Source organism: Rhizobium sp. 25PS6 (assembly GCF_032464655.1).
GTDB classification, from domain to species: Bacteria; Pseudomonadota; Alphaproteobacteria; order Rhizobiales; family Rhizobiaceae; genus Rhizobium; species Rhizobium laguerreae.
In genome coordinates this window covers 127,669-149,726 of the sequence record NZ_JAWDIV010000019.1, presented here as the reverse complement: position 1 = coordinate 149,726, position 22,058 = coordinate 127,669, and the positions used below count along the sequence as shown (strand labels likewise).

Genomic DNA, 22,058 nt, shown 5'->3' with positions numbered 1-22,058 from the left:
TTCGGCTTGCATTTTTGTCGGTCGCTATTATCCACAGGGCGCCCCTTCGGGACGGATTGCCGAAAATTCCTTTACCGGCTGGTCAAAAATCCATCGCAACGCCGTTCTCAACGACCGAAATATAGCGAGAAAACAGGATCTTGCGCGAAATTATGGTTAACGGAGGATTAAAGCGCCTCCGACCGGCAAGCTTTAAATTTCCGTCACAAATCAGCGGCTGAGATTTCGGAACCTATCACCGAGTTGGGTGTTGTCTTTCCCATTGAAGGAAGGAGACCAACATGGCTGCCAATACCGATGATATCAGAGCATCTGTCAGCAAGGACATCGCCGCACTCCAGCAGGAAGTCTCGCGCCTGCAGAAGATGATTTCCGCTCAAGGCGCCGAAGCCTATTACGAAGTGCGCGGCCGCGCCGGCAAGGCTTATGACGAAGCCCTGCCCCGGGCAAAGAACGCCGTCGCCCAGATCCGGGCCGAAGGTGTGGCTGCCGCCGACGCCGCCCGCGAGCATCCGACCGCAACGACCACTGCCCTGGTGCTTGCAGGCGCCATTGGCTTCCTTGCCGGATACCTGCTTTCCGGCAGTCCGCAGCCGCAGCCTCGCCATTGGTGGCGCTGAACACGCCATATCACTCATAAACCAGCTTTTTGCGCACCCGCCGATCCGTTTTTCGGCAGGGTGCGTAAATGCTTATGTCTTAGAAAAACCAATTTTTAATGCCAGCTATGGGAACATAAAAAACGAAGGGAGGACTACCATGGAAAACAAGAGGGCCAACTGCATTATCGAAGTCAGTGTCGACAGCGCCGATGGCCGCTATGCGGTCGGCATCATGAATATGCGCCAGGCACTCGATCTGCCGGAAATGCCTAGTCTGTCCTATACACATCCGGACCCGGTCAAGGCCGCCGCCGGCATCGTCGTCAGCCGCAAGGAACTGGCCGGCTTCATGGCCTGCCGCTGAGGCAGCGCCACCCTAACAAAGCCGCGACGGCGCTTTGTCCAAAGCGCTGAGCGCTTTTTGCAGCGCCTGTTGTTCCCCTCGTTTTTTATTCACGCTGCTGGCATCCTTCTGTCGTTCATGCCAAGAAAACGGCATCAAAAGCAGGATAAGGATGACAGATGAGGGAGCGGCGCCCACCGCACAAGACGCGTGAACGGACAAAGCCCGCCGATAACGCCGCGGCCAAAAGGGTTACCCTTCCCCGTGCCCTTTCCAAGCTCGGTTATTGCTCCCGCACGCAGGCCGAACGCCTGATCGCCGAAAATCGTGTTGCGGTTGACGGTCGTATCGTCAACGATACCTCCGCATGGGTCGATCTTGCCACGGCAAGCATCAGCATCGACGGCCTCGTCATCGCGGCCGAAGCGAAAATCTATCTGATGCTCAACAAGCCTCGCGGTCTTGTCACCACCCGCCACGATCCCGAAGGCCGGCCGACGGTCTATGATTGCCTCAGGGATTTCGACATCCCGCATCTCTCTCCGGTCGGCCGGCTCGACAAGGCAAGCGAGGGCCTGCTGCTTTTCACCAATGACACCGAATTCGCCCAGGTCCTGCTCGATCCGGTCACGCATGTGACGAAGACCTATCATGTCCAGATCGATCGCATCATGGACGACGAGGACATTGCCGCCATGACATCGGGCATCCGCCACGACGGCGAGCTGCTGACGGCAACCGCCGCGCGGCGCCTGCGCCAGGGCGACAGGAATTCATGGATCGAGGTCGAGCTCGACGAGGGCCGCAACCGCCAGATCCGCCGCATGCTGGAGGCGCTCGGAACCGAATGCCTGCGCCTCGTGCGCGTCGCAATCGGCGGGCTCGAACTCGGCGAACTGCCGAAAGGCGCCGTGCGTGCGCTGAGCGAACCGGAATTGCAGGCACTGCGCCGGAAAACCGGCATGGAAAGGACGAGACGCAATTGACTGCTGTGACGGAGATGGCGCCGCACGATTTCTGGCAGGAGCTTCACCCGCCCGGCACCTTTGCCGGCGATGGGGAATTTACCTCCTTCTATGTCGCCGTGCTCGAAGATGGCCGTCAGCTTCGCCTGCCGATCCGCGAGCTGGCGGATGGCGATCACGCCCTCGCCTCGCTGATCGTCAACCAGGCGAGCTTCGCCGTGCTTGATGCGCTCGCCGAAAGCCTCGCCGAAAAGATCAGGCCCATGCGCATTGACGTCGTCGCCGGCCTGCCGACGCTCGGCCTGACGCTGGCCGCTGCCGTGGCGCAGAAGCTCGGCCATAGCCGATACATTCCGCTCGGCACCTCGCGCAAATTCTGGTATCGCGACGAGCTCTCCGTCGCCCTGTCTTCGATCACCACGCCGACACAGCAGAAACGTCTCTATATCGATCCGCGCATGCTGCCGCTGCTGCAGGGACGACGCGTCGCACTCATCGATGACGTCATTTCCAGCGGCGCCTCGATCGTCGCGGGTCTTCATCTGCTGACAGGCTGCGGCATCGAACCCGTCGTCATCGGTGCCGCCATGCTGCAATCGGAGCGCTGGCGCGAAAGCCTCGCAGCCACCGGGCCGCAATGGAGCGCGCGAACCGTCGGCGTCTTCGCAACCCCCATTCTGGAGCGGAACGCCAGAGGCCGGTGGCAAGCACCACCAGCCTGGCGCGCGATATGAGGATTGTTCAATCTTTGGCTGAAGGCGCCTCTGTACAGCGTATGAGGAACGATTACAGTCCCGCCTGATCGATGAAACAAGGGACCCGCCCATGTCGTTCGAGCAAGCATCCCTGCTGATCCTTCTGCTGGCGATGCTCATTCTCTTCTCGTGCGATCGCATCCGCATCGAGGTAGTCTCGATCGCCGGCCTGCTTGGCGGCCATGCGCTCGGCCTTTATCCCGCCGAGCAGATCTTCACGGGTTTCGCCAGTCCCGTCGTCATCACTGTCGTCGAGATCCTGCTGATCGTTCAGGTGCTGGCGCGCGCCAGGCTCTTCGACAGTCTCGCCGCCCGTTTCGCGGCTGCAAGACCTTCGGGCTTCAAGGTCATATCAGGCACTTCCGCGCTCGCCGGCTTGATGTCCATCTTTATGAACAATATCGGCGCCTTTGCGATCACCTTGCCGGTCGCGCTACGCTTGGGCACGGTCCTGACGATCCCCCGCCGCCAGCTCGTGATGCCGGTCTCGTTCGCGGCCCTGCTCGGCGGCCTCGTTTCGCTGATCGGCACGCCGGCCAACCTGCTCGTCAGCGATGCACTCGCCAAGGCGACCGGAACCGGCTTTCACTTCTTCGATTTCGCCTATGTCGGCCTGCCGGTGGCCATCGCCGGCATTCTGCTCATCGCCTATCACGTGCAGCACCTGTTTCCGGAACCGGACGAAACACCCGCAACGATCTCCCCGGCGACGCGGCGCATCGTCGTCGAGCGTCGCATCCCTGACGTCTCACCGCTGATCGGCGTGCGGCTTTCCGATTGCCCGGCACGGTTCGCCATCAAGCCGTACGCGCTGATCCGTGACGACAACTTTGCGTTCGGTCCGCTCGACCAGTTGGTGATCGAACCCGGCGACGTGCTGCTTGTCGAAGGCGCCGATGCGACCTTTGCCGATCTTGCCGCCACACGGGCGCTGATGGCCGACGCCCACGCGCTTGGTCTGCAGCCGGATTTCACCCGTATCGAAGCCGTGGTCATGCCGGAAAGCACGCTGGTCGGTTCGCGCGTTCGCTCGCTTGAAGTCTTCCATTCTCGCGGCGTTGCTGTCACCGCCCTTTCCATGCGCGCGCCACGCATCGAAGGCCGCTTCCTCGACCTGCAATTGTCGATCGGCGATATATTGACGCTGGAGGGACCGCGCATTGCAATCGGCGAAGCGTTGGAGGAAAGCGAGTGCCTGCCGCTCGCCTCGACAACACCGAGCGAACCGGCGCTCCTATCCTGGCGGCCCTTCGCGCTCTTTGCCTGCGGCGTCGCCGCCTCGGCGGCCGGCCTGCGTCCCGACGTCGCTTTTGCCGGCGTCGTGCTCGTGCTCGCTCTGCTCAATCACCTCAATATCCGTCATGCGATGGCCGATCTCAATTGGCCGATCATCATCATGCTCGCGGCGATGATCCCGATCGGCCAGGCGGTGGCAAGCACCGGAGCGGCCGAAACCATTGCCGGCTGGCTCAGCCTCGTCGTGCCGATCACCCACCCGCTCTTCGGCATCGCCCTCATCCTCTTCCTCGCCATGGCATTGACGCCTTTTGTCAACAACGCGACGGTCGCAATCGTCCTGACCCCGATCGCACTGGAATTTGCAAGAGCCGGCAGGCATGCGCCGGACGCCTATCTGATCGCGGTGGCCGCCGGAGCGTCGCTCGATTTCCTGACGCCCTTCGGCCATCACAACAACACGCTGGCAATGGGCATCGGCGGCTACCGCTTCCGTGACTTCATGCGCGCCGGCTGGCCGCTTGCCGTCGCAAGTTATGGTCTCGCCCTGCTTCTTACCGGTCTGTTCTGGCTGTGATGCGATACTCGATCGGCTTGACTTCCCCAGCAATGAAACTAGAGCAGGAAGTCTTCACCCAATAATTAAGGACAGTCGAGCGCCGTGCGAATTCTTTCCGAAGCCCATTTCCCGGAATTGCCGAACTATTATCGCGGCAAGGTGCGCGAGAATTACGATCTTCCGGACGGACGCCGCATTATTATCAGCACCGACCGGCTGAGCGCTTTCGACCGCATCCTCACCTGCATCCCCTACAAGGGCGAGGTACTGACGCAGACGGCGCGCTACTGGTTCGAGGCGACGAAGGACATCTGCCCGAACCACGTTCTCGACTATCCCGATCCGAATGTCGTCATCGGCAAGCGGCTCGACATCCTGCCGGTCGAGATCGTCGTGCGCGGTTATCTCGCTGGCACCACCGGCACCTCGATCCTGACGCTTTATAAGAAGGGCGAACGCGAGATGTACGGCATGCGTCTGCCCGATGGCATGCGCGACAATCAGATCCTGCCGGAACCCGTCATCACGCCGACCAGCAAGGAATTCGACGGCGGCCACGATGAGCCGCTGACACCCACCGAAATCGTCACGCGTGGCCTTCTGACGAAAGAGCAATGGCAGACGCTGTCGACATATGCGCTCGCCCTCTTTGCCCGTGGCCAGGAGATGGCGGCGAAAAACGGGCTGATCCTGGTCGATACCAAATACGAGTTCGGCACCGATGGTGACGGAAACATTATCCTCGCCGACGAGATCCACACGCCGGACAGCAGTCGCTACTGGCTGGCCGAAAGTTATCCGGCAAGCTTTGCCGCCGGAAAACGCCCGGAAAGTTTCGACAAGGATTTCGTCCGCGCCTGGGTGGCGGAGCGCTGCGACCCCTATAAGGACGAGATCCCGGAAATCCCAGCCGAACTGATCGAGCAGACCTCAGCCGTCTACATCAAAGCCTACGAAGCGATCACCGGCGAGCGCTTCGTTCCCGATGATAGCGGCGAGACCCCGCTTGCCCGTGTCCGAAACAACCTCGCTCCCTATTTTCCTTGAAAAGGCGACAAGCGAAAGCCGCCTGCCCGATCATCAGCTTGCGGCATTCCTTCCAATCGCGTTAGAGCGCCGCGCGTCCAACAGGACGCGCTAAGGACGCTCTATCACTTTGAATTGGCGCATAATCCTTTCCGAAAATCGATTCCGATTTTCGGGGTTATGCGCTAGCATCGAAAAAAAGGGGTATCGGGCTCAGCCCGGCGGGGAACAGATGGTAAGAAGGCCAAGACGCAAGGCCGAGGAAACGCGGGAAGACATTCTTTCCATGGCGGAGATGCTGTTTCGCGAGCGCGGCTTTGTCGCGGTGTCGATCGCCGATATCGCCGGTGCGCTCCACATGTCGCCCGCCAATGTCTTCAAGCATTTCCGTTCCAAGGTCGCGCTGGTCGATGCGATCGCCGGACGCCATCTCGACGATGCCGCCGAGCGCTTCGCCGCCTTCGATGAGAAGCTGCCGCCGAAGGAACAACTGCTCCGCTTCATCCTGCGCCTGCTGGAAAGCCACCTGCAGGACATCCAGAAGAACCCTTATATCTTCGAAATGGTGCTTTCGACGATCGAAGCCAAACTCGAGGCCGGCAATCGTTATCGCGCTCGCATCGAGGCAAAGCTCGGCGAGATCATCCGCGAGGGCGTGGCGGAGGGAAGTTATCATTGCCGCGATCCCGAGAGCGCGGCGCGTACCGTTGCAGATGTCCTGGCCTGCGTGCTGCACCCTGTCCTGATCGCTCGCGACGACAAGGAGACCCTTGTGCACCGCGCCGAAAAAATCGTGTGTTTCGTCGATGCCGCACTGCAAAATAGCGCTTGCTAAGTGATGATTGCTGAATTACGTCACTTCGTAAAGCTTTTCTTAATTCGGATAACGGCATTTGAAGCCAACCCAATCCTGACGCTTATATCAGCCTGCGCTCGATCAAGCCGAGCCCGCACGCCCGAGCTCGTGGATTGAACGGCGATTGCCACCGCACAGGAATTCAGCATGATACGGCGTGCCCTCCTCATCTCCTCGGCCCTGGCATTCGCAGCCCTTCTCGCCGCCTGCAGCGACAGTGGCTCCAAGCCCGCCGGCAATGCAGGCGCGGCGCAGCAGGCTGCCCCCGTCGGCGTCATCACGCTGACGAAGGGCAGCTTCCCGATCACCACGATCCTGCCCGGCCGCGCCGAGACATTTCAGACCGCCGATATCCGGCCGCAGGTTAGCGGCCTGATCCGCGAGGTCGCCTTTAAGGACGGCGGTGAGATCAAGAAGGGCGACCTTCTATACCAGATCGAGGATGCGCCCTATATCGCTGCCGTCGAGCAGGCCAAGGCAGCGATCTCCAAGGCTGAGGCCAGCGTGCCGAGCGCTGAAAGCAATCTCGACCGCTACCAGCGCCTCGTCGGCAGCGGCGCCACCCAGATCGAATTCGAAACGGCCAAGACGACGCTGCTCCAGGCCAAGGCCGAAGTCGAGTCGGCGAAGGCCGCGCTTTCCGCTGCACAGATCGACCTCGACCACACCAAGATCGTCGCCCCTTTCGATGGCATCATCGACCAGACGGCCGTTAATGTCGGCAACGTCGTCTCTGCCAACCAGACGGCGGCGCTGACGACGATCCGCCAGCTCGATCCGATCTACATCTCGCTGACGGAATCGAGCACCAACCTCTTGAAGCTGCGTGATGCGATGGCCGCCGGCGACATCAAGGGCGAAGCCAATGTCGTCTTCCATCTGATCCTCGAAAACGGCAAGGAATACAATCAGCAGGGCAAGCTCGACATGTCGAAGCAGGTGGTCAGCGAGACGACCGGCACCTTCATCATCCGCGTGCTCTTTCCCAATCCAGACCGTATCGTGCTGCCCGGCATGTATGTCCGCGCAACCGTCGAGCTCGGCGCCGAGGCCGGTTATGCGCTGCCGCAGCTGGCGACGAGCCGTGACGCCAACGGCCGGCTGACGGCACAGTTCGTTTCAGCCGACGGCAAGGTCGAAACCCGCGCCTTCGAGAACAGCTCGCCCTCCAACAATTTTTGGCTCGTGACCGAAGGCATCAAGGACGGCGATCAACTGATCGTCAGCGGCCTGCAATCGATCACCTCAGGCATGCCGGTGAAGCCGGTCCCGATGAAGATCAACGACACCGGCGTGGTCGTGCCTGCCGAGCAGCCCGCGGCCGGTGACGCGCAGAAGCCCGCAGCGAAATAATCGCCGCAGGCCCGCATCGTCACCGTCTCAGCCGCACAGGAACAACCGATGGCTAAGTTTTTCATCCGACGTCCGATTTTCGCCTGGGTCATTGCGATCACCATCATGCTCGCCGGCCTGCTGGCGATTTTCACGCTGTCGATCTCGCAATATCCCGACATCGCCCCGACGACGGTTCGCATCAACGCCACCTATCGCGGCGCCAGCGCCGAGACTGTCGAGAAATCGGTGACGACGATCATCGAGGACGGCATGACCGGCCTCGACGACCTCACCTACATGACCTCGACCTCATCGACGGGTTCGGCCAGCATCCAGCTCACCTTCGGGACGAGCGCCGACCCCGATATCGCCCAGGTGCAGGTGCAGAACAAGCTGCAGCTGGTTCAGTCGCAGCTCCCAAGCGATGTCATCGATGCCGGTATCAGCGTCACCCGCTCGACCTCGAGCATCCTTCTCGTCGGCTCGCTCGTCTCCACCGACGGCAAGCGCAATTCTGTCGACCTCGGCAATATCATGTCGACCTCGATCGAGGATCAGATTCAGCGCCTGGAAGGCGTCGGCAGCATCAATGTCTTCGGTTCGGGATACGCTATGCGCGTCTGGCTCGATCCGTTCAAGCTCTTGAAATACCAGTTGACACCGAGCGACGTGACATCTGCCATCCAGGCGCAGAACACCCAGGTTTCCGTCGGTTCGCTCGGTGCCCAGCCGACGATCCCCGGTCAGCAGCTCAACGTCACCATCACCGCCCAGAGCCAGCTGACCACCGTCGCCGATTTCGAGCACATCATCCTGAAGGTCGAAAAGGACGGCGCGACGGTGCGCTTGAGCGACGTCTCGCGCATCGAGATCGGTCAGGAAAGCTACGGCGGCAGTTCGCGGTACAACGGCCAGCCCTCGACCGGTTTCGCCGTTAACCTTGCAATCGGCGCCAACGCCATCGATACCGCCGCCCGCGTGCGCTCCGCGCTCGAGGTTATCGGCCGCGGTCTGCCGGCAGGTGTCGAGATCACCTACCCCTACGACACCACGCCCTTCGTGGAACTATCGATCGAGAAGGTGGTGCACACGCTGATTGAGGCGATCGTGCTCGTCTTCGTGGTGCTGCTCGTCTTCCTGCAGAATCTCCGTGCGACGCTGATTCCGACGATTGCCGTTCCCGTGGTGCTGCTCGGCACCTTCGGTGTGCTGGCGGCCACCGGCTATTCGATCAATACCTTGACGATGTTCGCCATGGTGCTGGCGATCGGTCTTCTCGTCGACGACGCCATCGTCGTCGTCGAAAACGTCGAACGCATCATGTCCGAAGAAAAGCTTTCGCCGCTCGAAGCGACGGAAAAATCGATGGGCGAGATCACCGGCGCCATTGTGGGCATCGCGCTCGTCCTCACCGCCGTCTTCATTCCGATGGCCTTCTTCGGCGGTTCGACCGGCATCATCTATCGCCAGTTCTCGATCACCATCGTCTCGGCCATGCTGCTGTCGGCGCTCGTCGCCCTCGTACTGACGCCCGCACTTTGCGCCACGATGCTGAAGCCGGTCGGCGAACACAGGAAGCACCGCGTCGGCGACTGGTTCAACCGCAACTTCACGCGCTCGACCAACGGCTATATCAGCGCCATCGGCTATCTGCTGAAGCGGCCGATCCGCGTCATGCTGGTCTTCCTTCTGGTTGGCGCCGGCTGCGCCTATCTCTTCACGCGCCTGCCGAGCTCCTTCCTGCCGCAGGAGGATCAGGGCGTACTGCTGACCATTGTCACCACACCGCCGGGCTCGACCACGCAGCAGACCCAGGCAGTCGTCGAGAAGGTCGAGAAATACTATCGTGAAAACGAGAAGGAGGCCGTCGATTCCGTGTTCGGCGCGCTCGGCTTCGGTTTCAGCGGTTCCGGCCAGAACAGCGCTATCGTCTTCACCAAGCTCAAGGATTTCTCGCTGCGCACCGATCCAGCGCTGAGCGCCCAGTCGGTCGTCAACCGGGCGCTTGGCAATTTCTTTGCGATCCGCGAGGCGCAGGTCTTCGCGCTGCTGCCGCCGGCGATCCAGGGTCTCGGCGTGTCGAGCGGCTTCTCCATGTATCTCGTCGACACCGGTGGCCACGGCAACGACGCCCTGACGGCCGCCTCCAAGCGGCTGATACAGATGGGCAATAGCTCGGGCCAGATCGTGGCGCTGCGCAGCAGCAACAAGGAAGTCGAGCCGCAGATGCGCATCGTGCTCGATCAGGAAAAGATCGGCGCTATGGGCGTCGACATTACCTCGGTCAATTCGATGCTGTCGATCATCTTCACCGGCCGCGACGTCAACGACTTCACGCTGAACGGCGAGATCAAGCCGGTCTACGTCGAGGGCGATGCGCCATTCCGCATGCAGCCGAGCGATCTCAACCACTGGTACGCCCGCAACAATGACGGCGAAATGGTGCCCTTCTCCGCCTTTACCCGGACGGAGTGGGTGAAGGGCGCGCCCTCGCTTGCCCGCTTCAACGCCGTCAGCGCCATTCCGCTCGACGGCGCTTCCGCACCCGGGGTTTCCTCCGGCGATGCGATGAACGAAATGGAAGCACTGACCAATGAGCTCGGCGGCGGCTATACGGTCGCCTGGCAGGGCATCTCCTATCAGGAGCGGCTGTCCGGTTCGCAGGCGCCAATGCTTTACGCGATCTCGGTTCTCGTTGTCTTCCTCTGCCTGGCAGCGCTTTATGAAAGCTGGTCGATCCCCTTCTCGGTGATCATGGCAGTGCCTGTCGGTATTCTCGGCGCGCTGACGGCGGCAACCCTCTTCGGCCAGGCGAACGACGTCTATTTCAAGGTCGGCTTGCTCACAACCATAGGGTTGGCGGCCAAAAACGCCATCCTGATCGTCGAATTCGCCAAGGATCGTATGGAAAGCGGCATGGGGCTCTACGAGGCGACATTGGAAGCCGCAAGATTGCGGCTGCGGCCGATCATCATGACATCGCTTGCCTTTATCCTCGGCGTCGTCCCGCTGGCGATCGCGACAGGCGCGGGCTCGGCGGCGCAGAATGCCATCGGTATCGGCGTTCTCGGCGGCATGCTGGCGGCCACAATGCTTGGAATTTTCTTCGTGCCGTCGTTTTTCGTCGTCATTCGACGCATCTTTGCCACACGCGGCAAAAATGCGGCAGGGCTGTGATATAAATGCACTGTGATAATGCAGTTCCCGTTGCTACATTGCGCCCGACTGCTTCGGTGTGTTTTTTTGGTATGACGAGGCGCGGCGGCGATAGTGAAGCATGAAGCTTCGGACAAGAATTGACTTGCTCGAGTACAGGATGAAATGAATGGTATCTCTTCGTTTTGCCACACCGGCATTATTATTATTGTTGTCGGGCTGTGTCGTAGGCCCGGATCATGCTCCTCCTGAAATGCCGCTGCCCGCCAAATTCGGAGAAGGCGGAACGAAGAGTGTAGGCGACGTCGCAACCGCAGCCTGGTGGACCGCCTTTAGCGATCCCAAACTGAATGGCTATGTCCAGGCCGGACTCGATCAGAACCTGACCGTCCAGCAGGCGATCGAACGCATCAATTCGGCTTCCGCCAACGTCATCGCCGCCGGCGCCGGCGGCCTGCCGAACCTGAACGTCGGCGCTTCGCACACGATCAGCGGCCAGAAGGGCGAGCTACGCAACCAGTTCGACACGCGCAACACCAGTGCCGGCGACGTCCAGCTGAGCTGGCTGCTCGACCTCTTCGGCCTCTACAAGCGCAGCACCGAGAGCGCGCTTGCGTCGCTCGATTCAGCATACGCATCAGCTGATGTCGCCAAGCTGACCCTCGTGCAGGATCTCGTCTCGAGCTATATCGACGTTCGCTATTATCAGCAGCGCCTGGCGCTTTCGAGGGCCAACCTGAAGTCTCGTCAGGAAACCTACGAACTGACCAAGTTCCAGCTTGAAGCCGGCGCCGCCTCGCGTCTCGACGTCGTTCAGGCCGAAGGCCTGGTGCAGTCGACGCTCGCCGAAATTCCCGGCCTGGAAACCAACATCCGCATATCGGCCCATCACATCGCCACGCTGCTCGGCCTGCCGGCCTCGGCTCTCGTCGATGAATTGCTGAAGGGCCGTGGCCAGCCGGTATTCCGCGGTGGCATCACCTCCGGCATTCCGGCAGATCTGATCCGCAACCGTCCCGACATTCGCGTAGCGGAGCGTGATCTCGCCGCCGCAACGGCCAATATCGGCGTTGCCCAGGCGCAGCTTTATCCGAGCATCTCGCTCAGCGGCTCGATCTCGCCGTCCTACATCAACCAGCGCGGCGTCCATGGCGGCCTGACCGGCTGGTCCTTCGGCCCAACCCTCAACCTGCCGATTTTCGACGGCGGCACCCTGCGCGCCAACGTCAAGACGGCACAGTCCAATGCCGCCAATGCCTATCTCAACTGGAAGTCGACGGTGCTGTCCGCCGTCGAACAGGTCGAGAATGCACTTTCGGCCGTCCGGCGTGACGCCCGCACGGTCGCAGCACTTCAGGCCCAAGTGAAGACCACGCAGGAAACGCTTGAGCTTTCCACAGCATCCTACAAGGACGGCGCCTCTTCGCTGCTCGACGTTCTCGACGCCCAGCGCCAGGTTTCGCTCGCCCAGGCAAGCCTTGCCGCAGCCGTCCAGCAGATGGCCAAGGACTATGTCTCGCTGAACATCGCAATCGGCGGCGGTTTCGCCCCCGGCGGCAAGACCACCGCACCGACTGTGAAAGCTGTAGCCGTCAAGAGCTGATCTGCGTTTCGCCCTTCTGGGAAATACAGAGCCCCGCGATCATCTCGCGGGGCTTTTTCGTAGGTGCCGCGTGCCGCCACCGATAACTGCGCATAAGATGAATTTGGATTCGACAAGCTTCGATCTGCCGGTTGCCGGCGCGGCAAACCTCAAACGGTTCGGGTGAAATCATGGGCGTCTGGATCGACACGGACATGGGCTTCGACGACATCGCCGCCATTCTGGTGGTGGGACAGTCGGAATTCGAGATCGACGGAATATCACTGGTCTTCGGCAATACGCCGCTGCCGCAGGTGAGGATAAACGCCGCCGGCGCCGCCAGCGCCTTCGGCTGGACGTTCCCGATCCACACCGGCCGAGCCATGCCCGTGCTCGGCAAGCTCGAAACCGCTCAGGCGATCCTCGGCGAAACCGGCATCCCGACATCAGGCAGGAGCCTGCAGCAGGCGGCTGCCCTTGCCGAAAGCGATGCCTTCGCAGCACTCTGCCGCTGGCTGGAGCGCAAAGGCCAGCACCGCATCCTGGCGCTTGGCCCGCTCACCAACATCGCCGCCGTGGCGCTTGCCCGGCCCGATCTTGCCGCCCGCATCACCGAACTCGTCTGGATGGGCGGCGGCGTCACCAGTGGCAACCATACGGCCTCCGCCGAGTTCAACGCGCTCGCCGATCCCGAGGCCCTCTCGATCGTCATCGCCCATGGCCTGCCGCTGCGCATGGTCGATCTCGACCTCTGCCGCAAGGTGCTGGCCAGGCCCGAAGACGCTGAGCCGGTGCGCAATGCCGGCGGCGCCAATGCCGAACTGATCGCCGATATGTTTTCGGGTTATATCCGCATCGGCACCAGCCGCGGCCGTCCGGCCATGGCGATTTACGATCCTTGCGCCGCCGTCGCCTTCGTCGCCCCAGATATCGTCAGCTTCCGCCCTGCCCGTATCGACGTCGAGCTGCAGGGCGCCTTGACCCGCGGCCGTACCGTCGTCGAGACCCGCGCCACGCATGCGAGCTTCAATGCTCAATACGCCGCCGACATCGATGCCGACATGGCGCGTGTCATCATTCTCGCAGCCCTTGTTAACGAGGCCCGCAAATGAACGCCATCCCTCGTCAGGAACCCGCCGATCTCAGCGATCCTGCCTTGCGCGCCCGCGCCGTCGCCGCCGCGCGCGGCGATGCGCCCTTCGACGTGCTGATCACCGGCGGACGATTGCTCGATGCCGTCACCGGCCTGATACGCGAGGCCGACATCGGTCTCGTCGGCGCGCTGATCGCGAGCGTCCACGCCCCCGCAAGCCGCAGCGACGCCCTGGAGATCATCGATGCGGCAGGCGGCATCCTGACACCCGGCCTGATCGACACGCACATGCATATCGAAAGTTCGATGGTGACACCCGCCGAATATACGAGCGCCGTCTTGCCACGCGGCGTCACTACGATCGTCTGGGATCCGCATGAATTCGGCAACGTCCATGGGCTCGACGGCGTGCGCTGGGCGATCGAGGCGGCGCGCAGCCTGCCGCTGCGTATGATCCTGCTCGCGCCCTCCTGCGTGCCCTCCGCGCCGGGCCTGGAACTTGCCGGCGCCGATTTCGATGCCTCCATGATCACCGAGATGTTGCACTCCTCCGCCATCGACGGCGTCGCCGAAGTGATGAATATGCGCGGCGTCATCGACGGCGATCCGCGCATGACTGATATCGTCAATGCCGGCCTTGCCGCCGGCAAGCTCGTCTGCGGCCATGCACGCGGCCTCGAAGGCGCCGACCTCAACGCCTTCATGGCATCGGGTATCACCTCCGACCACGAACTTACCTCCGGCGCCGATCTCCTCGCCAAGCTTTCCGCCGGCCTGACGATCGAGCTGCGCGGCTCTCACGACCATCTGCTGCAGGAGTTCGTCGAGGTGCTGAACGGTCTCGGCCACCTGCCTGCGACCGTCACGCTCTGCACCGACGACGTCTTTCCCGACGAACTCCAGGAAGGCGGCGGCCTCGACGACGTCATCAGGCGCCTGGTGCGATACGGCATGAAGCCGGAATGGGCCATCCGTGCCGCAACCTTCAACGCCGCACAACGTCTGAAGCGCTCCGATCTCGGCCTCGTCGCCGCCGGCCGCCGCGCCGACATCGTGCTCTTCGAAGACCTAGCAGAATTCCGGACGCGGCTCGTCATATCAGCCGGCCGCATCGTTGCCCGCAACGGCAGCATGCAGGTTGCCGTCCAGCAGATCGATACGGCGCCGCTTGTCAATTCGGTGAAGCTGACACCGCTGACCGAGAATGATTTTCGCATTCCGGCGAAGGGCGAGCGCGTCCGCGTCGCTACCATCGACCGCCCGCGCTTCACGCAATGGGGCGAGGCCGAAACCGAGGTCAGGGACGGTTTCGTCGTACCGCCGGCCGGTAGCGCCATGATTTCAGTCGCCCATCGCCACGGAAAGGCCGACAGCGCCCCGCGCATCGGCTTCCTCACCGGCTGGGGCGAATGGAATGGCGCTTTCTGTACCACCGTTTCGCATGACAGCCACAACCTCACCGTCTTCGGCGGCAATGCCGGCGACATGGCGCTCGCCGCCAACGCAGTCATCGCGGCAGGCGGCGGCATGGCTGTCGCCAAGGACGGCAGGATCGAGGCGATGCTGCCGCTGCCGCTCTCCGGCCTGGTGACGGATGCATCGCTGAAGGACACGGCCCTGGCCTTCGCCGGCATCCGCAAGGCGATGGAAAAGATCGTAACGTGGAAGCCGCCCTATCTGGTCTTCAAGGCCTGCTTCGGCGCTACGCTCGCCTGCAATGTCGGCCCGCATCAGACCGATCGGGGGATTGCCGATGTTGTAACGGGCAAGGTGCTGGAAAACCCGGTACTGGCTGTTTGGTAGATCGAGGAAAGCGCGGCTCCGCCAGGAGGCGCGCCGTGTGCTCCTCAAACATCTAACCGATCGAAGCATATCCCGGTATGCGTTGTTCGATGAGGTTGGCCAGCCCGTCGAGCCCTGCTGTCATCTTTTTCGACCTCTCGTTCGGATCATTGTTGCAATTCATTCTTAATTGCACAATAGTCGAAGCAAGGGTCGTCAAGTATTTTTTGCAAATCATTCCGAATCGCAACTTGTTCGACTTTCCATAGATTTTGCAATTCGGTCGCAATAGCAGCAAGAGGAGAAACATATGCTCTATAGGGAAAGACGGTCGGTTTTGGCCGGAATGATAGGGGTGGCATTCGCAGCCGTGCTGGTTGCCTTTCCCGCCGCTGCCCAACAGACAACCAATTCGAAGTTCAAGGTGGTGACGACCTTCACAGTAATTGCCGACATGGCAAAAAACGTGGCCGGTGATGCCGCGATCGTGGAATCGATCACCAAGCCGGGCGCGGAGATCCACAACTATGCGCCGACGCCGGGTGACATCCAGCGAGCACAAGGTGCACAGCTCATTCTCTGGAACGGCCTCAATCTGGAGCGCTGGTTCGAAAAGTTCTTCCAGAACCTGCACGATGTCCCCGGTGCCGTCGTCTCCGATGGCATTGAACCGATGGGCATCTCGGAAGGCCCCTACGAAGGCAAGCCCAACCCCCACGCCTGGATGTCGCCGAAGAACGCCCTGATCTACGTCGACAATATCCGTGATGCTTTCGCAAAGTATGATCCGGCGAATGCGGAGACCTACAAGGCCAACGCCGAGGCCTACAAGCAGAAGATCGAAGCGACGATCACTCCGATCCGCGCCACCCTCGAAAAAATTCCCGAGGACAAGCGCTGGCTGGTGTCAAGCGAGGGCGCCTTTTCCTATCTCGCACGCGATTTCGGGCTGAAGGAACTCTATCTCTGGCCAATCAATGCCGACCAGCAGGGCACGCCCCAGCAGGTCCGCAAGGTGATCGATGCGGTGAAGGAAAACCAGATTCCTACCGTCTTCAGCGAAAGCACCGTTTCCGATAAACCGGCCCGGCAGGTGGCGCGCGAAACCGGCGCGCATTATGGCGGCGTCCTCTATGTCGACTCGCTGAGCGAAGCCGACGGCCCGGTGCCAACCTATATCGATCTTCTGCGCGTGACCTCCGATACCGTCGCCAAGGGTCTTGCCGATGGGTTGTCGCAATGACCGTGCTGCTTGGCAATCTTGTCCGTCCCGCATCCTCGGATGCGGGATCGGGGATCACGGTAAAGGATGCGACCGTCACTTACCGCAACGGACATACCGCCCTGAGGGACGCGAGTTTCCAGATCCCCACGGGCACGATCGCCGCGCTGGTCGGTGTCAACGGTTCCGGCAAGTCGACGCTCTTCAAGTCGATCATGGGTTTCGTGCGTCTCGCCAGGGGCCACATTCGCGTGCTTGGCATGCCGGTCGAAGAGGCGCTGCGCAAGAACCTCGTCGCCTATGTGCCGCAATCGGAAGAAGTCGACTGGAACTTCCCGGTGCTGGTCGAGGATGTCGTGATGATGGGCCGCTACGGTCACATGGGCATGATGCGCATCCCGAAGGCCGCCGACCACGAGGCAGTTGCCTCCGCGCTCGCCCGTGTCGCCATGAGCGAGTTCCGCAAGCGCCAGATCGGCGAACTCTCCGGCGGCCAGAGGAAGCGGGTCTTTTTGGCGCGAGCCCTGGCGCAGGACGGCCGGGTCATTCTGCTCGATGAACCCTTTACCGGCGTCGACGTAAAGACCGAGGACCAGATCATCAGGCTCCTGCGCGAACTGCGGGATGAAGGTCGTGTCATGCTGGTCTCCACCCATAATCTCGGCTCCGTGCCGGAGTTCTGCGACCGGACCATTCTGATCAAGGGCACGGTGCTCGCCTACGGCCCGACCGTCGAGACTTTTACGCAGGAAAATCTGGAAAAGACCTTTGGCGGCGTGCTGCGTCATTTCGTGTTCAGCGAAGCGCAGAGCGGCAGGCCAACGTCGATCGGCGTCATAACCGATGATGAGCGCCCCCTGATCATGCAGGGTGGCAAAGCGACCGCCCGGAGGCCCGATAGTGGCAATGGGGGCCGGGAATGATAGCCGACCTCCTGCAGCCCTTCACCTATGAATACATGCTCAATGCCATGTGGGTGTCCGCCCTTGTCGGCGGCGTCTGCGCTTTCCTCTCCTGTTATCTGATGCTGAAAGGCTGGTCGCTGATCGGCGACGCGCTCTCGCACGCGATCGTTCCCGGCGTCGCCGGCGCCTATATGCTCGGACTTCCCTTTTCGATCGGGGCCTTCTTTTCCGGAGGGCTCGCTGCCGCAGCGATGCTTTTCCTCAACCAGCGCACCAAGCTGAAGGAAGATGCCATCATCGGCCTGATCTTCTCCTCCTTCTTCGGGCTGGGCCTGTTCATGGTTTCGCTCCAGCCTATGGCGGTCAACATCCAGACGATCGTGCTCGGCAACATTCTCGCCATCACGCCCGAGGATACGCTGCAACTCGCCATCATCGGCTTCGTGTCGCTGGCTGTCCTGCTCGTCAAATGGAAGGACCTGATGGTCACCTTCTTCGACGAGAGCCATGCCCGATCGATCGGTCTAAATCCGACCGTTCTCAAGGTCATTTTCTTCACGCTGCTGTCTGCCTCCACCGTCGCGGCGCTGCAGACAGTCGGTGCATTCCTCGTCATCTGCATGGTGGTGACGCCCGGCGCGACCGCCTATCTGCTGACAGACCGCTTCCCGCGGCTGCTTGTGATTGCGGTCATCATCGGATCGATGACCAGTTTCGTCGGCGCTTATGCGAGTTACTTCCTCGATGGCGCAACAGGCGGCATCATCGTCGTGCTACAGACGGCAATCTTCCTGATCGCGTTCTTCTTCGCACCCAAACACGGCATGCTGGCGGCGCGCAGACGCGCCGCGCAGGCGCTGGAGGCAGCGCCATGAACATGGTCGACACGCTTCTTTCGCCTTTCCAGTTCGGCTTCATGGTCAATGCGCTGGTGATCTCGGTGCTGGTCGCAATCCCGATGGCGCTGTTGTCCTGCTTCCTGGTTCTGAAAGGCTGGTCGCTGATGGGAGACGCCATCAGCCACGCCGTCTTCCCCGGCGTGGTCATTGCCTATATCGTCGGCATACCCTTCGCGGTCGGCGCCTTCGTGGCCGGCATGTTTTGCGCTATCGCCACCGGTTTCCTCAAAGATAACAGCCGCATCAAACAGGATACTGTGATGGGCATCGTTTTCTCCGGCATGTTCGGGCTCGGCCTGGTTCTTTATGTCAAGATCCAGTCCCACGTGCATCTCGATCACATCCTGTTCGGCGACATGCTCGGTGTCTCCTGGCGCGACATCGGGCAGTCGGCTGTCATCGCGGCGATCACGGCTGTCATTCTTGGTGTGAAGTGGAAGGACTTCCTGCTGCACGCCTTCGACCCTGCCCAGGCAAGGGCGGTGGGCCTCAGGATCAACCTGCTGCATTACGGCCTTCTCGCCCTCATCTCGCTGACGATCGTCGGTGCCTTGCAGGCGGTAGGCATCATCCTTTCGATCGCCATGCTGATTGCGCCGGGAGCCATCGCCTTCCTGCTCACCCGCAGGTTCAGCACCATGCTGCTCCTCTCCGTCGCCATTGCGGTGATCGGTTCCTTTGTCGGCGTCTACCTGTCCTTCTTCATCGACAGCGCGCCGGCGCCGACCATCGTGCTAGTGCTGGCGATCGGCTTCGTGCTCGCCTTCATCCATGCCACGCACGGGACGGCCCGGGTCGAGGAATCGCCGACAGACTGATGGACTTTGACGAAGTCGCTGTACGGAGGGCAATTGTTGCCAATGCAGAATGCAGAGAGGCGCGTAACGGTCGCTTTTGAATTGCTGCCTAATTCCTAAACTCGATTCCGGTTTGGGCAATTGGGCAGAAGATAATCAAACCCTCAACTCCCGCTCGACCAGCGCCACCCAATAGGCCGCCCCATATCCAAGCGCTTCATCGTTGAAATCATAGGCCGTGTTGTGATGCAGAGCCCCGTCCACCGCCGGACCGTTGCCGAGCCAGACATAGCAGCCCGGCGCGTTCTGGGCGAAGAAGGCGAAATCGTCGCCTGCCGTCGACGGCGGAAAGCTTGTCTGCACCTTGCCGCCGAAGACCGAGCCGGCCACGGCCAGCGCCCGCGCGGTCGCATCCGCGTCATTGATGACAGGCGGAATCCGCCGCTCGAATGCATAGTCCACTGCAATGCCGTACATGGCCGCAGTGCCATGCGCCAATCGCCCGATCTCGGTCTCCAACTGGTCGCGCACATTGGGTGAATAGGCCCGCGCCGTCCCACCGATCTCGACGATATCTGGAATGACGTTCAGCGCCTTCGAGTCGCCCGCCTGCAGGAAACAGGCGCTGACGACGGCCGGCTGCAGCGGATCGACCACCCGTCCGACGATCGTCTGCAGCGATGACAGGAAAGTCCCGGCCGCCGTGATCGGATCGCGGCCGAGATGCGGCTTGGCGCCGTGCGTTCCGGTCCCACGGAAGGTCATGCGCCAGCTGTCGGAGGAGGCAAGCTGCGGCCCCTCGACCACGGCGATCTCATCGACCGCAAGCCCAGGCATGTTATGCAGCCCATAAACGGCATCGCAGGGGAAAAGCTTGAACAGCCCCTCCTCGACCATGCGCCTTGCTCCGCCCCGCCCTTCTTCAGCCGGCTGGAAGATGAAATGCACCGTGCCGGAAAAATCCCGCGTTGCCGCAAGATGCCGCGCGGCGCCGATGAGCATCGCCGTATGACCGTCATGGCCGCAGGCATGCATTTTTCCGGGCACGGTCGATTTATAGGGCCGCTTCGCCATTTCAGGCATGGCGAGCGCATCCATGTCGGCGCGCAGCCCGATCCTGCGTGTGCCGCTGCCGAGCCGCAGCGTGCCGACCACGCCGGTGCCGCCGAGACCGCGATGCACAGTGATGCCTGCTTCTTCGAGAAGCCTCGCGACGATGCCGCCGGTGCGCTCCTCCTCGAAACCGAGTTCGGGATGGGCGTGCAGGTCGCGGCGCAGAGAGGTCAGAAACGGCAGATCGTCCTTGATCCGGGCGGGAATGCTCATCGGGCAATGCTCCTGGGGCCTGGATATCCCGTCATGCGAAACGGGCGCCCAACCGGCGCCCGCATCAGATCATTCTTTGTTCATCAAACGGCCTACAAGTTCAACCCCCTCAGGCCTCCTCGACGAACACCTCCTCGCGCTTCTTCTTGACACTCGGCAGGAAGACGACGATCAGCACGGCGACCGCAATGGCCAGAAGAATGGCGCTGATTGGCCGCGTGACGAAGGTGGTCGGATCGCCGCGCGACAGGATCATGGCGCGCCGGAGGTTCTCCTCGAGCAATGGCCCGAGCACGAAGCCGAGCAGAAGCGGCGCCGGCTCACAGCGAAGCTTCGCCAGCACATAGCCGATGAGCCCGAAGAAGGCCACGGCGTAGAGATCGTAGACGTTGGCGTTGACGCTGTAGACCCCGATGGAGCAGAAGGCCATGATGATGGGGAAGAGCACGTAGTAAGGCACGGTCAAGAGCTTCACCCAGAGCCCGATCAGCGGCAGGTTAAGGATGACCAGCATCAGGTTGCCGATCCACATCGAGGCGATGATTCCCCAGAACAGCGCCGGCTGCTCGGTGGCGACGTTCGGACCGGGTACGATGCCCTGGATGATCATCGCGCCGACCATCAGCGCCATGACGGGATTGGCCGGAATGCCAAGCGTCAGCAGCGGAATGAAAGAAGTCTGCGCGCCGGCATTGTTCGCCGATTCCGGTCCCGCAACGCCGGCGATCGCGCCCTTACCGAATTCCTCCGGCGTCTTCGACATCCGCTTTTCCACCGTGTAGGAGGCGAAGGCCGCGAGAATGGCGCCACCACCCGGCAGGATGCCAAGCGCCGAGCCGATCGCCGTACCGCGAATGACCGGCGCAATCATCTCCTTGAATTCCTGGCGGGACGGCAAAAGGCCGGTGACCTTGGCCATCAGCACCGTGCGTGTTGACTCGCCCTCGAGGTTGCGCAGGATTTCCGCCACGCCGAAGACGCCGACGGCAAGCGCCACAAAGTTCAGCCCGTCCGCATATTCACGGATGCCGAGCGTGAAGCGTGGCGTGCCCGTGTAGATGTCGGTGCCGACGAGGCCGAGCAGCAGCCCGAGCGCCACCATGGCCAGCGCTTTGACGACCGAGCCATGCGCGAGCGCGATCGAGGAGACGAGGCCGACGATCATCAGCGAGAAATATTCCGCCGAGCCGAATTGCAGCGCGATTGCGGTCAGCGGCGGTGCGAAGATCGCGACGAGGAAGGTCGAGACCGTGCCGGCAAAGAACGAGCCGAGCGCCGCGATCGCGAGCGCTGCGCCGGCCCGGCCCTTGCGGGCCATCTGGTAGCCGTCGATCGCGGTGACGGCCGAGGAGGATTCGCCCGGCATGTTGATCAGGATCGCCGTCGTCGAGCCGCCGTACTGCGCGCCGTAATAGATGCCGGCGAGCATGATCAGCGAGGAAACCGGTTCAAGCTGGAAGGTGATCGGCAAGAGCATGGCGATCGTCGCCGTGGCGCCGATCCCGGGCAGCACGCCGATCAGCGTGCCGAGCAGCACGCCGATCAGGCAGAAGAGCAGGTTTTCCGGAGTGCCGGCTGTTGCAAAGCCGAGCGCGAGATTGCTGAAAAGATCCATCATC

At 61.8% G+C, this 22,058-nt stretch carries 18 protein-coding genes; 16 read left to right on the top strand and 2 right to left on the bottom strand.

Going from position 1 to position 22,058, the window contains the following annotated elements:
- Nucleotides 1-281: 281 nt before the first annotated feature.
- From RWK44_RS25735 to RWK44_RS25660, 16 genes are all read left to right on the top strand, one after another.
- Nucleotides 282-620 (top strand): hypothetical protein, encoded by a 339-nt coding sequence (locus tag RWK44_RS25735; protein ID WP_020051470.1) that lies wholly within the window; start codon nt 282-284, stop codon nt 618-620.
- 139 nt (nt 621-759) lie between these two features.
- Nucleotides 760-966 (top strand): hypothetical protein, encoded by a 207-nt coding sequence (locus RWK44_RS25730; RefSeq protein ID WP_011653303.1) that lies wholly within the window; start codon nt 760-762, stop codon nt 964-966.
- A 158-nt stretch (nt 967-1,124) separates the two neighbouring features.
- Complete coding sequence (locus RWK44_RS25725) at nt 1,125-1,931, top strand: pseudouridine synthase (protein ID WP_316029579.1); 807 nt, start codon at nt 1,125-1,127, stop codon at nt 1,929-1,931.
- Between the two features lie 14 nt (nt 1,932-1,945).
- Nucleotides 1,946-2,644, top strand: a complete 699-nt coding sequence (locus RWK44_RS25720) for a phosphoribosyltransferase (RefSeq protein ID WP_131665558.1) — start codon at nt 1,946-1,948, stop codon at nt 2,642-2,644.
- Between the two features lie 91 nt (nt 2,645-2,735).
- Nucleotides 2,736-4,478 (top strand): SLC13 family permease, encoded by a 1,743-nt coding sequence (locus tag RWK44_RS25715; protein WP_168284657.1) that lies wholly within the window; start codon nt 2,736-2,738, stop codon nt 4,476-4,478.
- Between the two features lie 84 nt (nt 4,479-4,562).
- Nucleotides 4,563-5,507 (top strand): phosphoribosylaminoimidazolesuccinocarboxamide synthase, encoded by a 945-nt coding sequence (locus RWK44_RS25710; protein WP_020051474.1) that lies wholly within the window; start codon nt 4,563-4,565, stop codon nt 5,505-5,507.
- Nucleotides 5,508-5,718: 211 nt separating this feature from the next.
- Nucleotides 5,719-6,321: a TetR family transcriptional regulator gene (locus RWK44_RS25705; RefSeq protein ID WP_020051475.1), complete on the top strand. Its 603-nt coding sequence runs from the start codon at nt 5,719-5,721 to the stop codon at nt 6,319-6,321.
- Nucleotides 6,322-6,489: 168 nt separating this feature from the next.
- The gene (locus tag RWK44_RS25700) at nt 6,490-7,695 is read left to right on the top strand and encodes an efflux RND transporter periplasmic adaptor subunit (RefSeq protein ID WP_131665465.1); all 1,206 of its coding nucleotides are present in this window, start codon (nt 6,490-6,492) and stop codon (nt 7,693-7,695) included.
- Nucleotides 7,696-7,743: 48 nt separating this feature from the next.
- Nucleotides 7,744-10,854, top strand: a complete 3,111-nt coding sequence (locus RWK44_RS25695; RefSeq protein WP_316029578.1) for an efflux RND transporter permease subunit — start codon at nt 7,744-7,746, stop codon at nt 10,852-10,854.
- 148 nt (nt 10,855-11,002) lie between these two features.
- Nucleotides 11,003-12,436 carry an efflux transporter outer membrane subunit gene (locus RWK44_RS25690; protein WP_131665467.1) on the top strand — a complete coding sequence of 478 codons (1,434 nt, stop codon included), beginning with the start codon at nt 11,003-11,005 and terminating at the stop codon, nt 12,434-12,436.
- 170 nt (nt 12,437-12,606) lie between these two features.
- A complete protein-coding gene (locus tag RWK44_RS25685) occupies nt 12,607-13,527 on the top strand; it encodes a nucleoside hydrolase (RefSeq protein ID WP_222011943.1) in 921 nt (306 codons plus the stop codon).
- Nucleotides 13,524-15,311 (top strand): adenine deaminase, encoded by a 1,788-nt coding sequence (locus RWK44_RS25680; RefSeq protein ID WP_316029577.1) that lies wholly within the window; start codon nt 13,524-13,526, stop codon nt 15,309-15,311. The genes RWK44_RS25685 and RWK44_RS25680 overlap by 4 nt, the downstream gene beginning before the upstream one ends.
- Nucleotides 15,312-15,600: 289 nt before the next feature.
- The gene (locus RWK44_RS25675; RefSeq protein ID WP_316029576.1) at nt 15,601-16,533 is read left to right on the top strand and encodes a metal ABC transporter substrate-binding protein; all 933 of its coding nucleotides are present in this window, start codon (nt 15,601-15,603) and stop codon (nt 16,531-16,533) included.
- A complete protein-coding gene (locus RWK44_RS25670) occupies nt 16,530-17,435 on the top strand; it encodes a manganese/iron ABC transporter ATP-binding protein (RefSeq protein ID WP_316029575.1) in 906 nt (301 codons plus the stop codon). The genes RWK44_RS25675 and RWK44_RS25670 overlap by 4 nt, the downstream gene beginning before the upstream one ends.
- Nucleotides 17,432-18,292: an iron/manganese ABC transporter permease subunit SitC gene (gene sitC, locus RWK44_RS25665; protein WP_017995053.1), complete on the top strand. Its 861-nt coding sequence runs from the start codon at nt 17,432-17,434 to the stop codon at nt 18,290-18,292. The genes RWK44_RS25670 and sitC overlap by 4 nt, the downstream gene beginning before the upstream one ends.
- Nucleotides 18,289-19,134: a metal ABC transporter permease gene (locus tag RWK44_RS25660; RefSeq protein ID WP_316029574.1), complete on the top strand. Its 846-nt coding sequence runs from the start codon at nt 18,289-18,291 to the stop codon at nt 19,132-19,134. Before sitC ends, RWK44_RS25660 begins: the two co-directional genes overlap by 4 nt.
- 135 nt (nt 19,135-19,269) lie before the next feature.
- Here the strand turns inward: RWK44_RS25660 and RWK44_RS25655 are convergent, their stop codons facing one another.
- Together RWK44_RS25655 and RWK44_RS25650 are read right to left on the bottom strand one after the other, a co-directional pair.
- The gene (locus RWK44_RS25655) at nt 19,270-20,439 is read right to left on the bottom strand and encodes a M20 aminoacylase family protein (RefSeq protein ID WP_316029573.1); all 1,170 of its coding nucleotides are present in this window, start codon (nt 20,437-20,439) and stop codon (nt 19,270-19,272) included.
- A gap of 109 nt (nt 20,440-20,548) precedes the next feature.
- The gene (locus RWK44_RS25650; protein WP_020051484.1) at nt 20,549-22,054 is read right to left on the bottom strand and encodes a tripartite tricarboxylate transporter permease; all 1,506 of its coding nucleotides are present in this window, start codon (nt 22,052-22,054) and stop codon (nt 20,549-20,551) included.
- Nucleotides 22,055-22,058: the final 4 nt, after the last annotated feature.

Bases quoted from the DNA above. Each gene is read 5' to 3' on its own strand.
- RWK44_RS25735 (WP_020051470.1), top strand. From the start codon at position 282: ATGGCTGCCAATACCGATGATATCAGAGCATCTGTCAGCAAGGACATC.
- RWK44_RS25730 (WP_011653303.1), top strand. From the start codon at position 760: ATGGAAAACAAGAGGGCCAACTGCATTATCGAAGTCAGTGTCGACAGC.
- RWK44_RS25725 (WP_316029579.1), top strand. From the start codon at position 1,125: ATGAGGGAGCGGCGCCCACCGCACAAGACGCGTGAACGGACAAAGCCC.
- RWK44_RS25720 (WP_131665558.1), top strand. From the start codon at position 1,946: ATGGCGCCGCACGATTTCTGGCAGGAGCTTCACCCGCCCGGCACCTTT.
- RWK44_RS25715 (WP_168284657.1), top strand. From the start codon at position 2,736: ATGTCGTTCGAGCAAGCATCCCTGCTGATCCTTCTGCTGGCGATGCTC.
- RWK44_RS25705 (WP_020051475.1), top strand. From the start codon at position 5,719: ATGGTAAGAAGGCCAAGACGCAAGGCCGAGGAAACGCGGGAAGACATT.
- RWK44_RS25700 (WP_131665465.1), top strand. From the start codon at position 6,490: ATGATACGGCGTGCCCTCCTCATCTCCTCGGCCCTGGCATTCGCAGCC.
- RWK44_RS25695 (WP_316029578.1), top strand. From the start codon at position 7,744: ATGGCTAAGTTTTTCATCCGACGTCCGATTTTCGCCTGGGTCATTGCG.
- RWK44_RS25690 (WP_131665467.1), top strand. From the start codon at position 11,003: ATGGTATCTCTTCGTTTTGCCACACCGGCATTATTATTATTGTTGTCG.
- RWK44_RS25685 (WP_222011943.1), top strand. From the start codon at position 12,607: ATGGGCGTCTGGATCGACACGGACATGGGCTTCGACGACATCGCCGCC.
- RWK44_RS25680 (WP_316029577.1), top strand. From the start codon at position 13,524: ATGAACGCCATCCCTCGTCAGGAACCCGCCGATCTCAGCGATCCTGCC.
- RWK44_RS25675 (WP_316029576.1), top strand. From the start codon at position 15,601: ATGCTCTATAGGGAAAGACGGTCGGTTTTGGCCGGAATGATAGGGGTG.
- RWK44_RS25670 (WP_316029575.1), top strand. From the start codon at position 16,530: ATGACCGTGCTGCTTGGCAATCTTGTCCGTCCCGCATCCTCGGATGCG.
- sitC (WP_017995053.1), top strand. From the start codon at position 17,432: ATGATAGCCGACCTCCTGCAGCCCTTCACCTATGAATACATGCTCAAT.
- RWK44_RS25660 (WP_316029574.1), top strand. From the start codon at position 18,289: ATGAACATGGTCGACACGCTTCTTTCGCCTTTCCAGTTCGGCTTCATG.
- RWK44_RS25655 (WP_316029573.1), bottom strand. From the start codon at position 20,439: ATGAGCATTCCCGCCCGGATCAAGGACGATCTGCCGTTTCTGACCTCT.
- RWK44_RS25650 (WP_020051484.1), bottom strand. From the start codon at position 22,054: ATGGATCTTTTCAGCAATCTCGCGCTCGGCTTTGCAACAGCCGGCACT.